The sequence below is a fragment of the Dactylosporangium sp. NPDC005555 genome (assembly GCF_040605635.1).
Taxonomy (GTDB): domain Bacteria; phylum Actinomycetota; class Actinomycetes; order Mycobacteriales; family Micromonosporaceae; genus Dactylosporangium.
Genome location: NZ_JBEXDG010000077.1, coordinates 1 through 19,612, shown reverse-complemented (window position 1 = coordinate 19,612; position 19,612 = coordinate 1). Strand labels below are relative to the sequence as shown.

Annotated in this window: 14 protein-coding genes and 2 pseudogenes; 7 read left to right on the top strand and 9 right to left on the bottom strand. The window is 73.9% G+C overall.

Going from position 1 to position 19,612, the window contains the following annotated elements:
• The first annotated feature begins 9 nt into the window (after positions 1–9).
• From adhE to ABZS58_RS45635, 5 genes are all read left to right on the top strand, one after another.
• A complete protein-coding gene (gene adhE / locus ABZS58_RS45655) occupies positions 10–2,661 on the top strand; it encodes a bifunctional acetaldehyde-CoA/alcohol dehydrogenase (protein WP_354790525.1) in 2,652 nt (883 codons plus the stop codon).
• Positions 2,658–3,017 (top strand): hypothetical protein, encoded by a 360-nt coding sequence (locus tag ABZS58_RS45650; RefSeq protein ID WP_354790523.1) that lies wholly within the window; start codon positions 2,658–2,660, stop codon positions 3,015–3,017. Before adhE ends, ABZS58_RS45650 begins: the two co-directional genes overlap by 4 nt.
• 10 nt (positions 3,018–3,027) lie before the next feature.
• Positions 3,028–4,011 carry a nitroreductase gene (locus ABZS58_RS45645; protein WP_354790521.1) on the top strand — a complete coding sequence of 328 codons (984 nt, stop codon included), beginning with the start codon at positions 3,028–3,030 and terminating at the stop codon, positions 4,009–4,011.
• Between the two features lie 100 nt (positions 4,012–4,111).
• Positions 4,112–6,532 (top strand): phosphoketolase family protein, encoded by a 2,421-nt coding sequence (locus ABZS58_RS45640; protein WP_354790520.1) that lies wholly within the window; start codon positions 4,112–4,114, stop codon positions 6,530–6,532.
• A gap of 67 nt (positions 6,533–6,599) precedes the next feature.
• Positions 6,600–7,559, top strand: a complete 960-nt coding sequence (locus tag ABZS58_RS45635; RefSeq protein ID WP_354790519.1) for a nitroreductase — start codon at positions 6,600–6,602, stop codon at positions 7,557–7,559.
• Between the two features lie 175 nt (positions 7,560–7,734).
• On the opposite strand, the gene ABZS58_RS45630 is transcribed toward ABZS58_RS45635, so the two are convergent.
• The 5 genes and pseudogenes from ABZS58_RS45630 to ppdK all read right to left on the bottom strand — a co-directional run.
• The gene (locus ABZS58_RS45630) at positions 7,735–8,022 is read right to left on the bottom strand and encodes a hypothetical protein (RefSeq protein WP_354790518.1); all 288 of its coding nucleotides are present in this window, start codon (positions 8,020–8,022) and stop codon (positions 7,735–7,737) included.
• A 56-nt stretch (positions 8,023–8,078) separates the two neighbouring features.
• The gene (locus ABZS58_RS45625; RefSeq protein WP_354790517.1) at positions 8,079–10,577 is read right to left on the bottom strand and encodes a cation-translocating P-type ATPase; all 2,499 of its coding nucleotides are present in this window, start codon (positions 10,575–10,577) and stop codon (positions 8,079–8,081) included.
• Between the two features lie 15 nt (positions 10,578–10,592).
• A complete protein-coding gene (locus tag ABZS58_RS45620; protein WP_354790575.1) occupies positions 10,593–10,877 on the bottom strand; it encodes a universal stress protein in 285 nt (94 codons plus the stop codon).
• Positions 10,878–10,945: 68 nt separating this feature from the next.
• A pseudogene (locus ABZS58_RS45615) lies at positions 10,946–11,500 on the bottom strand (universal stress protein); the annotation flags it as partial.
• A 15-nt stretch (positions 11,501–11,515) separates the two neighbouring features.
• Positions 11,516–14,167, bottom strand: a pseudogene (ppdK, locus tag ABZS58_RS45610) (pyruvate, phosphate dikinase); the annotation flags it as partial.
• Positions 14,168–14,382: 215 nt separating this feature from the next.
• Between ppdK and ABZS58_RS45605 the strand changes: the two are divergent.
• Complete coding sequence (locus ABZS58_RS45605) at positions 14,383–14,562, top strand: hypothetical protein (RefSeq protein WP_354790573.1); 180 nt, start codon at positions 14,383–14,385, stop codon at positions 14,560–14,562.
• A 104-nt stretch (positions 14,563–14,666) separates the two neighbouring features.
• Here the strand turns inward: ABZS58_RS45605 and ABZS58_RS45600 are convergent, their stop codons facing one another.
• From ABZS58_RS45600 to ABZS58_RS45585, 4 genes are all read right to left on the bottom strand, one after another.
• Positions 14,667–17,030 carry a GNAT family N-acetyltransferase gene (locus ABZS58_RS45600; RefSeq protein WP_354790516.1) on the bottom strand — a complete coding sequence of 788 codons (2,364 nt, stop codon included), beginning with the start codon at positions 17,028–17,030 and terminating at the stop codon, positions 14,667–14,669.
• 73 nt (positions 17,031–17,103) lie between these two features.
• On the bottom strand, positions 17,104–17,388 hold the full coding sequence (locus tag ABZS58_RS45595; protein WP_354790515.1) for a hypothetical protein: 285 nt from the start codon (positions 17,386–17,388) through the stop codon (positions 17,104–17,106).
• Between the two features lie 16 nt (positions 17,389–17,404).
• A complete protein-coding gene (locus ABZS58_RS45590) occupies positions 17,405–18,025 on the bottom strand; it encodes a vitamin K epoxide reductase family protein (RefSeq protein WP_354790514.1) in 621 nt (206 codons plus the stop codon).
• On the bottom strand, positions 18,022–18,774 hold the full coding sequence (locus tag ABZS58_RS45585) for a thioredoxin domain-containing protein (RefSeq protein ID WP_354790512.1): 753 nt from the start codon (positions 18,772–18,774) through the stop codon (positions 18,022–18,024). Before ABZS58_RS45585 ends, ABZS58_RS45590 begins: the two co-directional genes overlap by 4 nt.
• Before the next feature lie 224 nt (positions 18,775–18,998).
• Here ABZS58_RS45585 and ABZS58_RS45580 point away from each other — a divergent pair, with 224 nt between their 5' ends.
• Positions 18,999–19,538, top strand: a complete 540-nt coding sequence (locus ABZS58_RS45580; protein ID WP_354790511.1) for a hypothetical protein — start codon at positions 18,999–19,001, stop codon at positions 19,536–19,538.
• Positions 19,539–19,612: the final 74 nt, after the last annotated feature.

Here is a 19,612-nt window from a genome sequence, read left to right as displayed (position 1 = left end):
GTGATGACGGTGACCGGGACCCTCGCCCCGCCGCTCGCCGAGCAGTTCGACGTGCCCGTCGAAGGCGCAGCACCAGCCGTTGACCGGCTGGTCGCCAGGGCGCAGCGGGCGCTTGCGGGCTACGCCGGACTGGGCCAGGAGCAGGTCGACCACATCGTGAAGAAGGCCTCCGTCGCGGCGCTCAGCCAGCACGGCCGCCTCGCCGAGCTGGCGATCGAGGAGACCGGGCGCGGCGTGTTCGAGGACAAGGCGGTCAAGAACGTCTTCGCGTCCGAGCACATCGCGCACAGCCTCGCCGGGCTGCGCAGCGTCGGGATCGTGGCCCGCGACGAGATCAACGGCATCGTCGAGATCGCCGAGCCGGTCGGCGTCGTGTGCGCCGTCACGCCGGTCACCAACCCGACGTCGACGACGGTGTTCAAGGCGCTGATCGCGCTGAAGACCCGCAACCCGGTCGTGTTCGCCTTCCACCCCGCCGCCCAGCGATGCAGCGCCGAGGCCGCCCGGGTCGTGCGCGACGCCGCGGTCGCCGCGGGTGCACCGCGCGACTGCATCCAGTGGGTCGAGGCGCCGTCGATCGAGGCGACCCAGACGCTCATGCAGCACCCCGGGGTGGCCGTCATCCTCGCCACCGGCGGCGGCGGCATGGTCCGCGCCGCCTACTCGGCCGGCAAGCCGGCACTGGGCGTCGGGCCCGGCAACGTCCCCGCGTACGTCGAACGCAGCGCCGACGTGGTGCGGGCCGTGCACGACATCGTGGTCTCCAAGACCTTCGACAACGGCATGATCTGCGCCTCCGAGCAGGCCGTCATCCTGGACGAGGCGATCGCCGAGCAGGCCCTGGCGCAGTTCGAGCGGCTGCACGCGCACGTCGCGACGCCGCACGAGAAGCAGCTGCTGGAGCAGTTCATCTTCGGCGTGGCGGGCGGCGCCAACTGCGCCGGCGCGAAGCTCAACCCGGACGTGGTGGGCCGCACCGCCGCCTGGATCGCCGCCGGCGCCGGCTTCGAGGTGCCCGCCGACACGTCGGTGATCCTGGTCCCCGTCGCCGGCGTGGGCCCGGACGAGCCGCTGACCCGGGAGAAGCTCTGCCCCGTCCTCGCCCTGCTGCGCGCCGACACGACGGACGAGGGGTTCCGCCTCGCCGAGCAGATGGTCGAGCTCGACGGGCTCGGGCACAGCGCGGTCATCCACACCGCCGGCGCCGCGACCGCGGAGGCCTACGGGCAGCGGGTCAAGGCCGTGCGGATCATCTGGAACTCGCCCTCGTCGCAGGGCGGCATCGGCGACGTGTACAACGCCTTCCTGCCCTCGCTGACCCTGGGTTGCGGCAGCTACGGTCGCAACTCGGTGTCCGGCAACGTGTCCGCGGTCAACCTGCTCAACATCAAGCGCATCGGCCGGCGGACCAACAACCTGCAGTGGTTCAAGATACCGCCGAAGATCTACTTCGAGCCCAACGCCATCCGGTACCTGTCGGACATGCCCGACGTCCACCGCGTCACCATCGTCACCGACCCGACGATGACCAGGCTCGGCTACGTCGACCGCATCCGCGGCGTCCTGCGCGCCAGCACCAACCCGGTCACCGTGCAGATCCTCGACAACGTCGAACCCGAGCCGACGATGGCCACCGTCGAACGCGGCGCCGAGCTCATGCGCTCCTTCCGCCCGGACACGATCATCGCGCTGGGCGGCGGCTCGCCGATGGATGCCGCGAAGGTGATGTGGCTGCTGTACGAGCACCCGGGCGTCGAGTTCACCGACATGCGGGAGAAGTTCTTCGACATCCGCAAGCGGGCCTTCACCTTCCCCACCCTGGGCGGCCTGGCGCGACTCGTGTGCATCCCCACGACGTCCGGCACCGGCGCGGAGATCACGCCGTTCGCCGTCATCACCGACACCACGACCGGCATGAAGTACCCGCTGGCCGACTACGCGCTCACCCCGAGCGTCGCCATCATCGACCCGGTGCTGACCGCCGACCTGCCACCGGACGTCACCGCCGACAGCGGCTTCGACGCCCTCACCCACGCCACCGAGGCGTTCGTCTCCGTCTACGCCAACGACTACACCGACGGCCTGGCCCTGCACGCGATCAAGCTCATCTTCGAGCACCTGCCCGCCGCGGTCCACCACGGCAGCACCGACCCGACGGCGCGGGAGAAGATGCACAACGCCGGGTCGATCGCCGGAATGGCCTTCGGCAACGCCTTCCTCGGCATGGTCCACGCCCTCGCGCACACCCTGGGCGCCACCTTCCACATCGCGCACGGACGCACCAACGCGATCCTGCTGCCGCACGTGATCCGCCACAACGGCACGGTCCCGGTGAAGCTGACCGCCTGGCCGAAGTACGAGCGGTACGTGGCACCGGAGCGCTTCCAGCAGATCGCGCAGGCGCTGGGGCTACCGGCCCGCACGCCGGAGGAGGGCGTGGAGTCCTACGCCGCCGCGGTCGAACGCCTGCGCGCCGAGGTCGGCATCGAGGGCTCGTTCCAGGCCGTGGGCGTGGACGAGCAGACGTTCCTGGACGCGCTGCCGCAGCAGGCGATGAACGCCTACCTGGACCAGTGCGCCCCGGCGAACCCGCGGATGCCGATGCTGGAGGACCTCCGCGAGATCATGCGGACCGCCTACTACGGCACCGCCCGGCCATGATCAGGGTGCGGTGGTGGCGCTGGACGGTCATGACGACCGCCGGGGAGCTCGCCGGCTTCACCGTCCCGGCCGCGGCCGGCGCCACCTCCGCGACCCTCGCCTGGCCGGCGGGCGCGTCCTATGCAGCACTGCTCGCCGCCGGCTTCGTCGAGGGTGCGGTGCTCGGATACTCGCAGGCGACGGTCCTGCGCCGGGCGCTGCCCGCCCTGCGGGTACGCCGGTTCTGGGCGGCGACCGGCGCGGCGCTCACGGGCCTCGCCGCGACCCGGATCGTCCCGGAAGGCCCGTCAGGACGGGACCACCGGCCCTGCCGCCCGTCCCGCGCCCAGACGATCGTTGACGCGAGCCACTTCTAGGGAGCCTGCCATGACACAGCACCCGCGAGCCGAGATCGACCAGGTCGCCGAGGCCTCGATCGCGGCGCTGCGCGCACCCTCGATCCTCAACACACAGCCGTGGCGGTGGCGCCTCGCCGGCAACCACGCGGAGCTGTGGGCCGACCGGTCCCGCCAGCTCGACGGCCTCGACGCCGACGGCAGGCTCCTGCTGATCAGCTGCGGCACCGCGCTGCACCACGTGACCGTGGCGCTGCTCGCGGCCGGCATCGCCGCCGACATCACCCGGCTGCCCGATCCGGCCCGCCCCGACCTGGTCGCCCGGATCCGGCAAGGGCAGCCCTGCCCCGCCGACAGCACCCTGTACCGCGCGATCTACCAGCGGCGCACCGACCGCCGCCCGTTCGGCGACGCCAGGCCCGCAGACGCGGTCGTCGACGAGCTGCGCGCCGCCGCCGAGCGGCACGGCGTGCACCTGCATGTCGTCCGCGACGACCAGGTGACCGCGTTCGCCTCGGCGGTCGCGCACGCCGGCGAGGTGGAGCGCGACGACCCCCGCTTCCGCGACGACCTGCTCGCCTGGACGACCCGGACCCGCGGCGAGCGCGACGGGGTGTCCCCGCGCAGCACCGTCGGGCCCACGCCCCGCACGATCGCACCGCGCGACTTCAACATCGCCCGGCCCGCGGCGCTCGATCCCGGCAGCGGCTCGGACCGCGGCACCCTGTACACCATCCTCACCGTCGACGACGAGGAACCGGCCGACTGGGTCGCCGCTGGTGAGGCGTTGTCCGACGTCTGGCTCACCCTGACCGACCGAGGGCTGGCAGCCTCGCCGATCAGCGAGGTCGTGGAGGTCGCGGCGGTGCGGGTGGCGCTGCGGCGGCTGCTCGGCGGCGTCGGGCACCCGGCGATCGCGATGCGGATCGGCACGCCCGTCGACGGCACGGAACCCGTCCCCGCCTCCATCCGCCGGTCCGGCACCGACACCATCGGACTGCCCGGACAGCCGTAGATGGCGGCCCGCTTCGGAGTAGTCTCGGGCAGGTATGCCCGGGACGACTGTTGACCTGAAAACCACAGCCTGAACACGCATATCGCAGAGAGGACGTCCGGTGACCACTGTCGCGGACCGCACCACAGACGAGAAGCTGACCGAGGTGCTCGCCCAGCCGACCGGCGACGAGGTCGCTCAGCTGGATGCCTGGTGGCGGGCGAACAACTACCTCACCGTCGGGCAGATCTACCTGCAGGGCAATCCGCTGCTGCGCCGCCCGCTCACCCCGGAGGACATCAAGCCCCGTCTGCTCGGCCACTGGGGCACCAGCCCGGGCCTGTCGCTGATCTACGCGCACGTGTCCCGGCTGATCCGGCTCACCGGCCAGGAGGCGATCTACCTCGCCGGTCCCGGCCACGGCGGCCCCGCGCTCGTCGCGGCCGGCTACCTGGAAGGCACCTACAGCGAGATCTACCCGGCGGTGTCCCAGGACGAGGAGGGGCTGCTGCGGCTCTTCCGGCAGTTCTCCAGCCCCGGCGGCATCCCCAGCCACGTCTCCGTGACGACGCCCGGCTCCATCCACGAGGGCGGCGAGCTCGGCTACGTCCTGGTCCACGCGTTCGGCTCGGTCATGGACAACCCGGACCTGCTGACCGTCGCGGTCGTCGGCGACGGCGAGGCCGAGACCGGCCCCCTGGAGGGCTCCTGGAAGGGCGTCTCGTTCATCAACCCGGCCCGCGACGGCGCCGTCCTGCCGATCCTGCACCTCAACGACGCGAAGATCGCCGGGCCGACCGTCCTGGGCCGCAAGGACCCGGCCGAGGTCCGTTCGCTGCTGGAGGGCCACGGCTACGAGGTCCTCGAGGTCGGCGGCGACGACCTGCCCGGTATGCACCACCGCTTCGCCGCCACTCTCGCCGAGGCCTGGGGGAAGATCCGGGGGATCCAGCGCGCCGCCCGCGACGGCGACTGGGACGGCACCCGGCCGCGCTGGCCGATGATCGTCCTGCGCTCGCCGAAGGGCTGGACCGGACCCGAGCAGGTCGACGGCATCCAGGTCACCGGCTCGTGGCGGTCGCACCAGGTGCCGCTGTCGGGGGTCAAGGACAACCCCGAGCACCTGGCGATCCTGGAGCGGTGGCTGCGGTCCTACCGGCCGGACGAGCTCTTCGCCCGCTCCGGCGCGCCCGTCGACCTGGTCCGCGGTCTTCCCCCCGAAGGCGACCTGCGGATGAGCGCCAGCCCGCACGCCAACGGTGGCCTGCTCACCCGGGACCTGGACATTCCCGACTTCCGCAGGTACGCCGTCGACGTCCAGATGCCCGGCGTGTCCCGCGCGGAGTCGACCCGGCGGCTCGGTGAGGTCCTGCGCGACATCTACAGCGGCAACCCGGACAACTTCCGGCTGTTCTGCCCCGACGAGACCAACAGCAACCGGCTCGGTGCCGTCTTCGAGGTCTCCGACCGTGCGTTCATGGAGCGGGTCACGGACGCCGACGTCGCGCTCGGCCGCGACGGGCGGGTCATGGAGGTGCTGTCCGAGCACAACTGCCACGGCTGGCTGGAGGGCTACACCCTCACCGGCCGGCACGGCATGTTCGCCACCTACGAGGCGTTCGCGATGGTGTCCGCGTCGCAGACCGTCCAGCACGGCAAGTGGCTGCAGGAGGCGAAGCGGCTGGACTGGCGGGCGAAGGTGCCCAGCCTCAACGTCCTGCTCACCTCCACCGCCTGGCGTAACGACCACAACGGCTTCTCCCACCAGGGACCAGGTCTCATCCAGGTCGTGCTGACCCAACGCGGTGACGTCGCCCGGGTGTATCTGCCGCCGGACGCCAACACCCTGCTGTCCGTCGCCGACCACTGCCTGCGGTCCCGCTCGTACATCAACCTCATCGTCATCGACAAGCAGCCGCAGTTGCAGTGGCTGAACATGGACGAGGCGGTCGAGCACTGTGCGCGGGGCGCGGGGATCTGGGACTGGGCCGGCACCGACGACGGGACGACCGACCCCGACATCGTCCTGGCCTGCGCCGGCGACGTCGTCACCATGGAGACCGTCGCCGCGGCGCGCATCCTGCGGGAGCGGCTGCCGAAGCTCAAGGTGCGGGTCGTCAACGTCGTGGACCTGATGACGCTGCCCCGGCCGAAGGACCACCCGCACGGGATGAGCCCGACCCGCTTCACCGAGCTGTTCACCGACACCGTCGACGTCGTCTTCGCCTTCCACGGCTACCCGGGCGCGATCCACCAGCTCGTGCATGGACGCCCGGACGCCGACCGGTTCCGGGTCCGCGGCTTCATCGAGGAGGGAACGACCACGACCCCGTTCGACATGACGGTCCGCAACCGCGCGTCGCGCTACCACCTCGTCATGGACGCCATCAACAACGCCAAGCGGCTGCCGCGCGGCGCCACGGAGCTCAAGGCCTGGTGCGAGCAGAAGCTCGCCGAGCATGAGGCGTACGTCGTGGAACACCTCGAGGACATGCCCGAGGTCCGCGACTGGACCCTCGGCGACTGGGCCGAGAAGGGATGAGCGTGCCGGAGCTTGGCGGAGGCTGTGCCGCTGCAGGCCGGCGCCGCAGCGTGGCGGAGGGGGCGGCATGAGCGGGGCGACCGAGGTGCTGGCCCGGGCGGCGGACACCGCCCGGCTGGCACCCTCCGTGCACAACACCCAGCCGTGGCGGTGGACCGTCAGCGGCGACCGGCTCGAGCTGCACGCGGTGACCGACCGGCAGCTGCGCGAGCAGGACCCGGCCGGTCGGCTGATGCTCGTCAGCTGCGGTGCCGCGCTGCACCACGCGCGGGTCGCGCTGACCGCCGAAGGCTGGGCCCACCGGGTGGAGCGGCCGGCCGGGGAACCCCTCGCCGTCATCCACGCCGACGCTCCCGGGCCCGCGGACCCGCACGCGATGCACCGCCTGCAGCTGCTGCAGGTCCGGCGCACCGACCGGCGGGCGGTCAGCGACGAGCCGGTGACCCCCGAGGTCCGCGAGGCACTCAGCGCCGCCGCCGGGCGGGAAGGGGCCCGGCTGCACCTGCTCACCCGCGACCAGGTCCTGCAGCTCGCCGTCGTCATCGAGCACGCCGACGACGCCGAGCGCCACGACGACCGGATGCGGGCCGAGACCGCCGCGTGGGTCGGCGGCGACCGCCCCACCGGCACGGGCCTGCCCGACACCGTCATTCCGGTGGAGCTGCCCCTCACCACCGTCGCCGAACGCGACTTCGGGGTGAGCGGCACCCTGCGGGCGGGCGCAGGGCACGACGAGGCCGCCGCCTACGCGGTCCTCTACGGCGACGGCGACGAGCCCGCCGACTGGCTGCGCGCCGGTGAGGCACTCAGCGAACTCTGGCTCACCGCAACCGGCCACGGCACCACCGTCCTGCCGCTGAGCAGCCCGGTCGAGCTCGACTTCACCCGGCAGGCGCTGCGCCGGATGCTCAGCGAGCTCGGCTACCCGTATCTGGTCCTGCGCCTGGGCGCCAGCGACCCGGACCACGCCGGCCCGGCCCACACCCCGCGCCTGCCGGTCGAGCAGGTCATCGAGATCGTGGACTGACCGCGGCGCCGCCCTGCGACGGGACCTCCGACACCTGCCGTGCACCACGTCAGAGGTCCCGCCGCCCGGGGCGGGCGGTCGCCTCGCGTGCGGCCCGGCGGTTCGGCAGCGCCCGCATCTACCTGGTGGCGGACGTCGCGGCCGCCCCGTTCGTGCTGTTGCTGCCGCTCGGTGCTCACGGCTGGCGGCTGGCGCTGTTCGCGGCGGGCTCGTTCGTCGCGCTGGCCGGGGCGACGACGCCGAACGTGATGACCATGACGTTCCGCGGCACCTTCGTGCCGGCGCACCTGCTGGGCCGGGTCACGGCGGCGTCGCGGATCTTCGTGTTCGGCGTCGTTCCGTTCGGGGCGGCGACCGCCGGGCTGCTGGCCCCTCGACGCTGGGCATCCGGGCTGCCATGTGGGTGCTCGCCGCCCTCTATGTCGGTCGCCCCGCTGCCGCTGCTTGCCACCGGGCCCCGCACGCCGCGCGACCTGCCGGCCGGCGCGCCCCGGGACGCACCGCGGACACCAGCGTGGGTCAGCGGCGGCGGCCGCGCAGGAACGTCACCAGGCCCGGTAGCGCGGCGACCGCGGCGCAGCCGGCGATCTGCGGCAGGGTGAGCGGTTCGGTGCCCAGCAGCGACCGCAGCGGGGCGAGCCACACGGCGCCGAGCTGCAGGGCGAGCGAGAGCGCGACGGCGGCGTCCAGGCTCCAGTTGCGGTGGCCGGTGCCGCGGGCCCGCAGGGCCAGGGCCACGCCGAGCTGGGCGAGGCCCAGCACCACGAACAGCACGCTCTGCCACGGCCCGCCGGTGTGGCTGGTCCACAGGGCGGCGGCGAGGGCTGTGGCGGTGATGAGGGCGGCGGTGAGCGCGATCGGTGCGGCCAGGCCGCCGAGGATGGCCTGATCGGGGCGGCGCGGCGGGCGGCGCATGAGACCCGGGGCGGCGGGTTCGCCGCCGAGCGCGACGCCGGGCAGGCCGTGCGTGATCATGTTGATCCAGAGGATCTGCGCGGGCAGCAGCGGGACCGGCAGGCCGAGCCATGGGCCGGCGAGCATGATGAGCACCTCGGCGGCGCCGCCGGAGAGCCCGTAGACCAGGAAGCGGCGGATGTTGGCGTAGATGCGCCGGCCCTCCCGCACGGCGGTGGCGACGGTGGCGAGGTTGTCGTCGGCGAGGACGAGGTCGGCCGCCTGCCGGGCCGCCTCGGTGCCGCCGCGGCCCATCGCGACGCCGATGTCGGCGCGGCGCAGCGCGGGTGCGTCGTTGACGCCGTCGCCGGTCATGGCCACGACGGCGCCGTCGTGCTGGAGCGCCTCGACGATCGTGAGCTTGCGTTCCGGGCTGGTGCGGGCGTACACGGCCGGTGTTTCGCCGGGAACCACCGGATCGTCGCCGAGCGCGACCGTGCCGCCCGCTGCGGTGAGGCCGACCCGCTCGGCGATCGCGGCCGCCGTCGCCGGGTGGTCGCCGGTGATGAGGATGAGCTTGATGCCGGCGTCCTGGAACGCGGCGACCGCGGCCGGTGCGGCCGGCCGGATCGGGTCGATGAGGGCGACCAGGCCCAGCAGCCGCAGCCCGTGCTCGGCGTCCTCCGGGCGCGGCACGACGGTGCGGTGCGCGGCGGCGACGGCGAGGACCCGGTATCCGTCACCGGCCAGCCGGGCCGCGGCGCCGGTCGCCCAACTGCGGGTCTCGTCGTCGATGTCGACAGGCCCGTCCGGGGCGAGCAGCCCGTCCGGGGCGCCCTTGCAGACGACCAGGTGTCCGCCGTCCGGGTCGGCGTGGATGGTGGTCATCCGGCGGCGGTCCGCGTCGAACGGCAGCTCGTCGACGCGGGGGAACCGCTGCCGCGTCTCCACGCCGGTCCCGCACCGGCCGGCGGCGGTGAGCAGCGCGGCCTCCATCGGATCGCCGACCGGCGCCCACGTGGTCCGTTCGCCGCCTGGGGCGACCAGGTCGGCGTCGTTGCACAGCACCAGGGCCCGGGCGAGGGCGTGCCCGGCGGCGCCGGGTGCGGGGGTCGCGACCCCGGCCGGGTCGTAGCCGGTGCCCGCGAGGGCGATGTCGGTGCGGTCGGGCAGCAGGAGCCGCTCGACGCTCATCAGCCCTTCGGTGAGGGTGCCGGTCTTGTCGGTGGCGAGGACCGTGACGGAGCCGAGGGTCTCCACGGCGGGCAGCCGCCGCACGATCGCGGAGCGCCGCGCCATGCGGTGCGCGCCGAGCGCCAGCGCCAGGGTGACGACCGCGGGCAGCGACTCGGGCACGGCGGCGACGGTCAGGCTGACCGCGGCCAGGAGCATCTCGGTGACCGGCTGGCCGCGCAGCACACCGACGAGGAACACCACGGCCGACAGCGCGACCGCGGTCACGGCGAGGACCTTGCCGAGCCCGACGAGCCGGCGCTGCAGTGGCGTCCGCCGCCTCGGCTGGCCGGACACCAGCGCGGCGATGCGGCCGAGGGCGCTGTGCGGGCCGATGCGCACGACGACGCCGGTGGCGCGGCCGGTGGCGGTGACCGTCCCGGCGGACACCTCGTCCCCGGTGTCGCGGGACACCGTCATCGACTCGCCGGTGAGCGCCGACTCGTCGAGCGCCAGTCGTACCGAATCCACCACCCGCAGATCGGCGGGGACGATGTCGCCGGCCTCGATCCGCACCAGATCGCCGGGGACCAGGTCGCCGGCCGGGACCGACACGTCGGTGCCGTCGCGGTGCACGCGGGCCGAGGGTGCGGCCATGCTGCGCAGCGCCGCGACGGCCCGGTCGGCGCGCAGCTCCTGCACGACACCGACGGTGGTGTTGAGGACGACCACCAGTGCGATGACGATCAGGTCACTGACGTCCCGCAGGGCGGCGGTCACCACCATGGCGAGGAGCAGCACGACGATCAGCGGGTCGCGCAGCTGGCCACCGACGCGGGCCAGGACCGATGGCGGGGCGGCGGCCGGCAGTTCGTTGCGCCCGTGCTGTTCCCGCAGGGTGCCGACCTCGGCCGAGGTGAGCCCGACCGGGTCCGTCGTCACAGTGGCCATGACTCGACCGTCGCATCATCGGGGCGCCACGCCCAGCGGCGAAGGTCCCGCCGCGGCGGGACCCTCACCGTTTCGCCCGGCGGCCGGTGCGTGGGCGATCAGCACGGGGCACTCGGCGTAGTGCATGAGCTGCCGGCCGACGGAGCCCAGCAGCAGCCCCGCGAAGCCGCCGTGCCCGCGGCTGCCGACCACGACGAGCTGCGCCGTGTGCGACATGCCGATGAGCACCTTGGCGGCGCGGCCGGCGGCGACGAGCGCCTCGACCTTGACGCCGGGGTACCGCTCCCGCCAGCCGGCCAGCGACGACTCCAGCGCGGCCCGTTCCGCGGCCTCGGCCGCCTCGCGGGGACGAGCACCGGCGACGGCGGCAGGTAGGCGCGGACCGCGACGACCTCCGCGCCGCGCAGCGCGGCGGCCTCGAACGCGAGCCGCAGCGCCGTCTGCGCGGAGGCGGAGCCGTCCACCCCGACGACGACCGGTCCGGTGTACGCGTCGCTGTGGCCGCGCACGACGGCGACCGGCGTGCGGGCGTGGGTGGCGACCTGCTGACTCACCGAGCCGAGCAGCAGGTTGCTGAAGCCGCCGGCGCCGCGGTTGCCCACGACGAGCAGAGCCGCGGTCTCGCTGAGGTCGAGCAGGGTCGACGCGCCCGGGGCGTGGACCGCGGCACCGACGACGTCGAGCCCGTCGTGGTGGGCGTGGACGCGGGCGACGGCCTCGGCGACGAGCTGCTCGCCGACGTGTTCCGCAGCCTCGATGAGCTCGGCGCTGACGTCGTAGTACACACCTGGCCAGGCGACGTGGTACCCGTGCACGATCTGCAGCCGCGCGTGGGTCCGGGCGGCCTCGGCGGCGGCCCAGTCGACGGCGTCGCGGGCCTCGTCGGACCCGTCGTAGCCGACGACGATCCGTCGGTTGCTCATGGCAGCCTCCTGCCAGCGGGTGTCGGATCCGGTCGCGGCGACCGCCGACCTGCCTGCCTCCAGCCGTGCCACCGGCACGCGGAACGGTGAGCAGGACACGTAGTCGAGGCCGGCGTCGTGGAAGAAGTGGATGGACTCGGGGTCGCCGCCGTGCTCGCCGCACACCCCGATGTGCAGCTCCGGCCGGGTGCGGCGGCCCTCCTCCACGGCGATGCGCACCAGCCGGCCCACCCCGTCGCGGTCGATCGACTCGAACGGGGAGACGCCGAAGATGCCGAGCTCCAGGTAGCGGGTGAAGAACGCGCCCTCGACGTCGTCGCGGGAGAAGCCCCAGCCCATCTGGGTGAGGTCGTTGGTGCCGAAGGAGAAGAAGTCGGCGGCGCGGGCGATCTCGCCGGCGGTGAGCGCGGCCCGTGGCACCTCGATCATGGTGCCGACGCGGGCCTGCACGCCGAGCGATGCCAGCAGGCGCTGCGCCTCGTCGCGGACGGCCTCGAGCTCCTGCACCGCGCCGACAAGGGGCACCATGATCTCCGGCCGGACGGTGACCCCGCGGTCGCGGCAGGCGAGGGTCGCCTCGGCCACGGCGCGGATCTGCATCGCGAACAGCCCGGGCACGACCAGGCCGAGCCGGACGCCGCGCAGGCCGAGCATCGGGTTCTCCTCGTGCATGCGGTGGACCGCGTCGAGCAGTGCCCGGTCGTGCCCGTCGGGTTCGCCGCGGGACTCGGCCAGAGCGACCTTCACCGACAGCTCCTCCAGCGGCGGCAGGAACTCGTGCAGCGGCGGGTCGATCAGCCGGATGGTCACCGGCAGCCCGTTCATCGCCGCGAACAGCCGCTCGAAGTCGGCGCGCTGCAGCGGCAGCAGAGCGGCCAGCGCGGTGTCGCGTTCCGCGTCGGTCCGGGCCAGGATGAGCCGCTCGACCAGCGGCCGCCGCTCACCGAGGAACATGTGCTCGGTGCGGCACAGCCCGATGCCCTGCGCGCCGAACCGGCGGGCGCGGGCGGCGTCCTCGGCGGTGTCGGCGTTGGCCCGCACGCCGAGCCGCCGGACCTTGTCGGCGTGGCTGAGGATGCGGTCGACGGCCGCGACGAGCGGGTCGGCGCCGGGGGAGAGCGTGCCCTCGAAATACCGCACGACCGGTGACGGCTGCACGGGCACGGCGCCGAGGTACACGTGGCCGGTGCTGCCGTCGATGGACACGACGTCACCCTCGGCCACCGTGTGACCGTCCACAGTGAAGTGTCCGTCGTGGACCTCGATGGTCTCGGCGCCGCAGACGCAGGTCTTGCCCATGCCGCGGGCGACGACGGCCGCGTGGGAGGTCTTGCCGCCACGGCTGGTCAGGATCCCCTGCGCGGCGATCATGCCGGGCAGGTCGTCGGGGTTGGTCTCCCGGCGCACCAGGATGACCTGCTCGCCGCGCTCGGCCAGCGCAGCCGCCCGGCCGGCGGCGAACACCACCTTGCCGACCGCCGCGCCGGGGGACGCGGCGACGCCCCTGGCCAGCTGCTCCGGCGCCTGGGACAGGTCGAACGCCGGGAACATCAGCTGCGCCAGCTGCGCGCCCGTCACCCGGCTCAGCGCCTCGTCGGCGTCGATGACCCCCTCGTCGACCAGTTGTGCGGCGATGATGAACGCCGCCGCCGCGGTGCGCTTGCCGACCCGGGTCTGCAGCATCCACAGCTTGCCGCGCTCGACGGTGAACTCGATGTCGCACAGGTCCCGGTAGTGCGCCTCCAGCCGGGCCATGATGGCCAGCAGCTCGTCGTACGCGCCCCGGTTGATGCCGGCGAGCGCCTGCAGCGGCACGGTGTTGCGGATGCCGGCGACGACGTCCTCGCCCTGGGCGTCGGCGAGGTAGTCGCCGTAGACGCCGGGCGCGCCGGTGGCCGGGTCGCGGGTGAACGCCACGCCGGTGCCGGAGTCCGGACCGAGGTTGCCGAAGACCATGGCGACGATGTTGACGGCGGTGCCGAGGTCGGCCGGGATGTGTTCCTGGCGGCGGTACAGCACGGCGCGTTCGGCGTTCCATGAGTTGAACACGGCGCGGATCGACTGGTCGAGCTGCTCGCGCGGGTCCTGCGGGAACGGCCGGCCGGTGTGTGCGGTGAAGATGTCCTTGTACACCACGACGAGCGCGCGCAGGTCATCGGCGGCGAGGTCCTCGGTCCCCTTGGCGGCCCGCGCCGCCTCCAGGGCCTGCTCGAAGCGCTCGCCGGGCACGTCGCACACGGTCCTGCCGAACATCTGGATCAGCCGCCGGTAGGAGTCCCAGGCGAAGCGCTCGTCGCCGCCGGCCTGCGCGGCGAGGCCGGCGACGGTGGCGTCGCCGAGGCCGACGTCGAGGATCGTCTCCATCATGCCGGGCATGGAGAACTTGGCGCCGGAGCGCACCGACACCAGCAGCGGGTCGGCCGGGTCTCCGAACCGCCGGCCGGCCTGCCGCTCCAGCCGCTCCAGGTGCAGGCCGATCTCGTCGGCGAGCCCGAACGGCTCGGCGCCGGTGCGCAGGAACGCCCGGCACGCGTCGGTCGTGACGGTGAAGCCCGGCGGCACCGGCAGCCCGAGGTTGGCCATTTCAGCGAGGTTGCCGCCCTTGCCCCCCAACAGGTCGTTGAGCTCCTTGCTGCCCTCGACGAAGTCGTACACGTACTTGGTCACGGCGCACCTCCACGGGTTGCTTTCGACGCTAGGCACGCTTTCCGGGCGGTGGCAGGGCCGTTGGACCCGGACTCGCGGGCCGGTCCAACGGCACCCGCGAAAGTGCCGTTGGGCACTGCTGCGGGGTGTTCGGCGCGCCATGCCGTCGGCGCATCGGACAAGGAACGGGATGAGCAGGAGGCAGGGCCATGGGACGGTGGAACGTCGCCGACGTGATGACGATCGGCGCGATTTCCGTGCAGGAGGACACGCCGTTCAAGGAGATCGTCGACCTCCTGGACGCGCATGAGATCAATGCCGTGCCGGTGGTGGACGCCCGGCCGCGCTGCTCGCCGAGGAGCTGGACGCCCCCGTGGTGTGCTTCGGCACCGGCCTGCCCAGGACCGGTGTCATGACAGCGACGAACGGGCCGGCCTCGACGTCCTCATCGCCGGCGCCACGACCCTGGCCCGCCTTTCTGGTCCCGCCTCGCAGCCGGCGGCTGACGCCGGTCGGGGTCTCAGACGGCGTCCGCGTCGCCGGCCGGGCGGATGAGCAGATCGCGCAGGTACGGGTCGGGTTCGGGGCCGACCGCGCACAGGCGCAGCCGCACGCCGCCGGTGCTGCATCCCGCGGGGCCGGCGATGACCGGGTCGAGTTCGAGCGCTGCCACCTCCGGCAGGTCCTCGGCCAGCCGGCCCAGGCGCAGCAGGAGGTCCTCGAGCGCTGCGGTGTCCGCGGTGTCCAGCAGCGCCGCGCCGCGCAGCGCCCGCCACATGCCGGCGGCGTCGCGGGCGGTGAGCGGCAGCAGCCGCTGCACCGGGTCGCCGCGCAGCTCGGGGTGGCCGCCGAAGCGCAACGTCACCAGCGAGCCGAACAGGGGGTCGTGCGCGATACCCGCGAAGAGGGCGAGCGCCGCGTCTGGCGGGGGTACGTGCGCCGGGTCCGGTGCACCGGTGATGCCGTACAGCCGCAGCAGCTGCCGTCCGGTGCCGAGCGGCTGCCACCCGTCGCCGGTGCGCAGCGCCGCATGGACCAGGGCCCGCGCGGCGGCGCGGTCGACACCGTCGAGGGCGGGCCGTTCGCCGAGCGGTTCCCGGCGCCACGCGGCATACCTGGCGACCCGGGCGAGGGCGTGCACGGCGGGCTCCGGCAGCCGGTACACCGGGACCCGCCTGCGGCCGAGGGTGGTCGCGGCGTGCGTCCCACCGACCACGACGGCGGCGACCGGCAGGTCGGGCAGGCCGTCGACCGCGTCCGCGATGGCCTGCCACGTCCCGGCGGTGTCGTTGGTACGGGTCGCGGCGCAGGCGACGACGAGCATGTCCGCGTCGCGGGCCGCGGCGCGGACCGCACCGGCCATGGCGTCCGGGGTGGCGTGCGTGCCGAGCTCCACCGATCGTGCGGTGAGCCCGGCTCCGGTGGCCGCCGCCGCGGCCAGGACGTTGAGCCCGTGCGTGTTGCCGACGACGGCGAGCCGGTCGCCGGCCGGCAGCGGCTGGGGGGCGGCACCGTTGACCAGGAGTCTGGCCGTGTCCAGCAGCTCGCCGAGCGTGCCGGTCCGGATGACGCCCGCTTGGGCGAACAGCGCGTCGACGGCGTCGCCGTGGCAGCCGGCGACGGCGAGGACCGGTTTGCGGCGGCCAATCGCCCGGGCGACGACGGCGAAGCGGCGCGGGTTGCCGAACGACTCGAGGTACAGCGCGACCGCGCGGGTGGCCGGGTCGTCGTGCCAGTATGCGAGCAGGTCGTTGCCGCTGACGTCGGCCTTGTCGCCGAGGGACACGAAGCTGGAGACGCCGATGCCGTCCCGCGCGGCGGCCTGCAGGATCGCCGCGCCGATCGCGCCGGACTGGGAGGCGACGGCGAGACCGCCGGGCGGGGGGACCGTCGCGGCGTACGTGGCGGTGAGCCGCACGGCGGGATCGGTGTTGAGCACGCCGAGGCTGTCCGGGCCGACGAGCCGCATGCCGTGCCGGCGGGCCGTGCGGACCAGGTCGGCGTGCCCGCCGCCGGTCACCTCCGAGGCCAGGACGACGGCGCGCACCCCGGCGGCCGCGCAGTCGCGCAGCAACTCCGGGACCGCGGCGGGTGGCACGGCCACGACGGCCAGGTCGAGCGGCTCGCCGACGAGCCCGACCGACGGCAGGGCGGGCAGGCCGCAGACGTCGCGGGCACGGGGGTTGACCACGTACAGGTCGCCGTCGTAGCCGCCGGCCACGAGCGCGGCGAGGATCTCGTGCCCGGCGCCGCCGGGTCGCCGGCCGGCCCCGATCACAGCGACGGACGCGGGTGCGAGCAGCGGCCTGAGCGATCGGTGCGCGGCGGTGCGGTCCCGTTCGCCGACGGCGGCAAGGGCCGCCTCGTCCGGCAGCGTCGGGATCCGCACGCGCACGACGCCGGGGTCGCCGAACGTGCGCGGAATCCCCGGCGCGAGCCCGCCGCTGACCCGCAGCATCGCCCGGTTGTCGGCCAGGACGTCGCCGACGAGCTCCGTGACGCCCCGCCGGCGGGCGGCCGCGGCGAGGTGCTCCAGCAGCAGCGTGCCGAGCCCTTCGCTGTGGTGCGCGTCCTGGACGAGCAGCGCGAAGTCGGCCTGCTCGGCGTCGACCCGCTCGTAGGACCCGGCGGCCACGACGGTGTCGCCATGCACGACCAGCAGCGCGAGGTGCTCGTCGTCCGGCGGTCTGGTCAGCCGCCGGACCTCCGCGTCCAGCGCGGCGCCCGCGCTGAAGAACCTCAGGTAGCGGTTGTGCGCGGACGTCCCCTCGTGCAGGGCCAGCAGCGCGGGCCCGTCCGCGGCCGTCACCGCCCGGACCCGGACGACCCTGCCGTCCGCGGTCAGGCACTCGGCCGCGATCCCGCCGCTCGTCAGGTCCTGCATGAGTCCACCCCCTTCACCGCTCACCGTGCCCCTCACCGTGCTCCGTCGCGGTGCCGGGTGGATGGGCCGAACGTCACCTCCCGGCGGGTCCCTCGTCCTGCCGGGGCGGTCCGGGGGTGATGAGCGGGTGCTCGGCGGCGTCGCGGGCGGCGAGCGCGGCCATGGTCCGGCGGTACGCGGCCGGGTCGAGCTCACCGGCGAACACCCGCCGGGCCGCGTCGGCCTCCGCCCGCCCGAGCCGGTCGTTGCCAGCAGACACGGCCGCGTCGTCGCTCGCCCGGTAGATCACCAGTACCGCGACGGCGGCCGACCCGTACACCAGCAGCACGACGACGGTCACGATCAACGTGTGTGTCATGTCGGCTCCATCCTGGCTACGCGACCAGCGCGCTGCCGTGTTCGACGACGACGAGCAGCGCAAGGATCAGCAGCCAGATGGCGACCGCGACGGCGTCGAGGTCGGCGTCGATGGCGGCGCGCAGGGCCGGCCCGGCGCGGCGGGGCAGCGGCAGGTGGCCGTCGCGGATGTTGACGTGGGTCAGGGTGGCGAACACGAGGGTCGTGGAGACGGTGACCAGCAGGCACCACGGGCACAGGGCGCCGATGACGTACGACGACTGGTAGAACAGCCAGTAGGCGAAGACGACGCCGAGGGTGTACACGGACTGCGCGGCGATCATGAACCACCGGGGGAACCGGACCCCACCGAGCGCGGCGACCGCGACCGTGATGACCACGGGCTCGGCGATGAGGCCGAAGAACGCGTTCGGGAAGCCGAACAGCTGCGCCTGCCACGAGCGCCCGACCGTCCCGCAGGACACGACCGCGTTGATGTTGCAGGTCAGGTCGGCCGCGGGGTCGGCGGCGAGGCGGACCGCGTCGACGGACAGGACGAACGAGGCGAGCAGGCTCAGCAGGGCCGACACCAGCATCGTGCCGTAGATCCAGCCGTTGCTGTGCCGCAGCCGCCGGGCCCGCTCCAGCACGCCGGTCATGACGCGGCCGTGATCGCCGCGGTCAGCGGGCCGGCCTTGTACAGGTCACCCTCGAACACCTTGCCGTTGATGTGCACCGTCGGGGTGCCGGTGATGCCGCCGCTCTGGAAGGCCCGGTTGGTGGCGGCGGCGACCCAGTGCTCGAACCGGCGTTCGGTGAACGTGGCCGCGACGTCGGCGGGGACCCCCGCGCCGGTGGCGATCGACACGATCTGCGCGTCGGTCAGTCCGGGGCCGCCCTCGGCGGGCTGCTGGGTGAACAGCGCGGCGTTGAACGCGAGCAGCGAGGCCGGGGCGCGGTCGGCGACGGTCGCGACGGCGTTGGCGGTGCGGGTGGAGTACCGGGTGCCCTCGGACGCCTTGTCGAGGAAGGCCAGCGGGTGCAGCTCCAGCCGGACCGTGCCGGCGGCGACGAGACGCTCGAGCTCGCCGCTGTTGGCCCGCTCGAACTTGCCGCAGAACGGGCACAGGTAGTCCAGGTAGATCGCCACCGTCACCGGCCCGGTGCCGACCACGAAGGCGCCGATGGCGGTCGCGCCCGCCGGCACGGCCGTGGACTGCGCCGCGGGCGGCGGGGGAGCCTCGTCGCCGGCGGCCCGCACGAGGACGAAGCCGATCGCGGCCAGCAGCGCCAGGATGACGATCCCGCCGCCGACGGCCACGTTCCGGTGCCGCCGCCTGGTGCGTCGCTGCGCCTCGGCGCGGGCGCTCTGCACCCGTCGCGACACCGCGCGTGTCTGTGTACCCATGTCGTCCGGCCCCCTGTCGGCTGTGCGTGCCCTGTCAGCCTGTCGGCGCGGTACGCGGCGGCGGATGAGGCGGACGCCCCGTCCCGTCCGGGACCTTCGCCCCGGGAGGACCTTCGTCCCGGCGGTCCGGTCCGGGTGGCACTGCTGACCCGCGTCGATCCGCGCGAGCCTGGACTCGTCAGCAGAACAGGGCCGATACCTCTCCCCGAAGGGAAGCGAGAACAATGGCCACGCTCACCCGCACCGCCACCACCGCACCGGCGGCGAACGGCACCACAGCCATCGCAGGGCGGTACGTCTTCGCCGGGGTGCGCATCGCCCTGGGCTGGACCTTCCTGTGGGCGTTCCTCGACAAGCTGTTCGGGCTCGGCCACGAGACCGCCGAGAAGGCCGCCTGGATCAACGGTGGCAGCCCCACCAACGGCTTCCTCGGCCGCGCCGCGGCGGGCCCGTTCAAGGGCTTCTACAACGGCATCGCCGGCGCTGGCTGGGCCGACTGGCTCTTCATGCTAGGCCTGCTGGGCATCGGTGTCGCGCTGATCCTCGGCATCGGCATGCGGGTCGCGGCGGTCGCCGGCGCGCTGCTGCTGGTGCTCATGTGGACCGCGGTGCTGCCGCCCGCGAACAACCCGTTCATGGACGACCACCTGATCTACGCCGGCACCATCGTCGGCCTCGCCCTGACCCAGGCCGGTGACACGCTCGGCCTCGGCAGGTGGTGGGGGCAGACGGCGCTGGTCAGGAAGGCGCCTTGGCTGAGGTGACGGGCGACCCGGAGGCGGGGGGGGCGCAAGTTCTGGGGCGCGCCCCGGGGGCCCGGCCCCCCCGTGGGGGCACA

Coding starts and splice junctions, on each gene's coding strand:
- ABZS58_RS45600 (WP_354790516.1), bottom strand. CDS start 17,030: ATGCAGGACCTGACGAGCGGCGGGATCGCGGCCGAGTGCCTGACCGCG.
- ABZS58_RS45645 (WP_354790521.1), top strand. CDS start 3,028: ATGACACAGCACCCGCGAGCCGAGATCGACCAGGTCGCCGAGGCCTCG.
- ABZS58_RS45625 (WP_354790517.1), bottom strand. CDS start 10,577: ATGGCCACTGTGACGACGGACCCGGTCGGGCTCACCTCGGCCGAGGTC.
- ABZS58_RS45580 (WP_354790511.1), top strand. CDS start 18,999: ATGGCCACGCTCACCCGCACCGCCACCACCGCACCGGCGGCGAACGGC.
- ABZS58_RS45635 (WP_354790519.1), top strand. CDS start 6,600: ATGAGCGGGGCGACCGAGGTGCTGGCCCGGGCGGCGGACACCGCCCGG.
- ABZS58_RS45590 (WP_354790514.1), bottom strand. CDS start 18,025: ATGACCGGCGTGCTGGAGCGGGCCCGGCGGCTGCGGCACAGCAACGGC.
- ABZS58_RS45650 (WP_354790523.1), top strand. CDS start 2,658: ATGATCAGGGTGCGGTGGTGGCGCTGGACGGTCATGACGACCGCCGGG.
- ABZS58_RS45605 (WP_354790573.1), top strand. CDS start 14,383: ATGACGATCGGCGCGATTTCCGTGCAGGAGGACACGCCGTTCAAGGAG.
- ABZS58_RS45595 (WP_354790515.1), bottom strand. CDS start 17,388: ATGACACACACGTTGATCGTGACCGTCGTCGTGCTGCTGGTGTACGGG.
- ABZS58_RS45585 (WP_354790512.1), bottom strand. CDS start 18,774: ATGGGTACACAGACACGCGCGGTGTCGCGACGGGTGCAGAGCGCCCGC.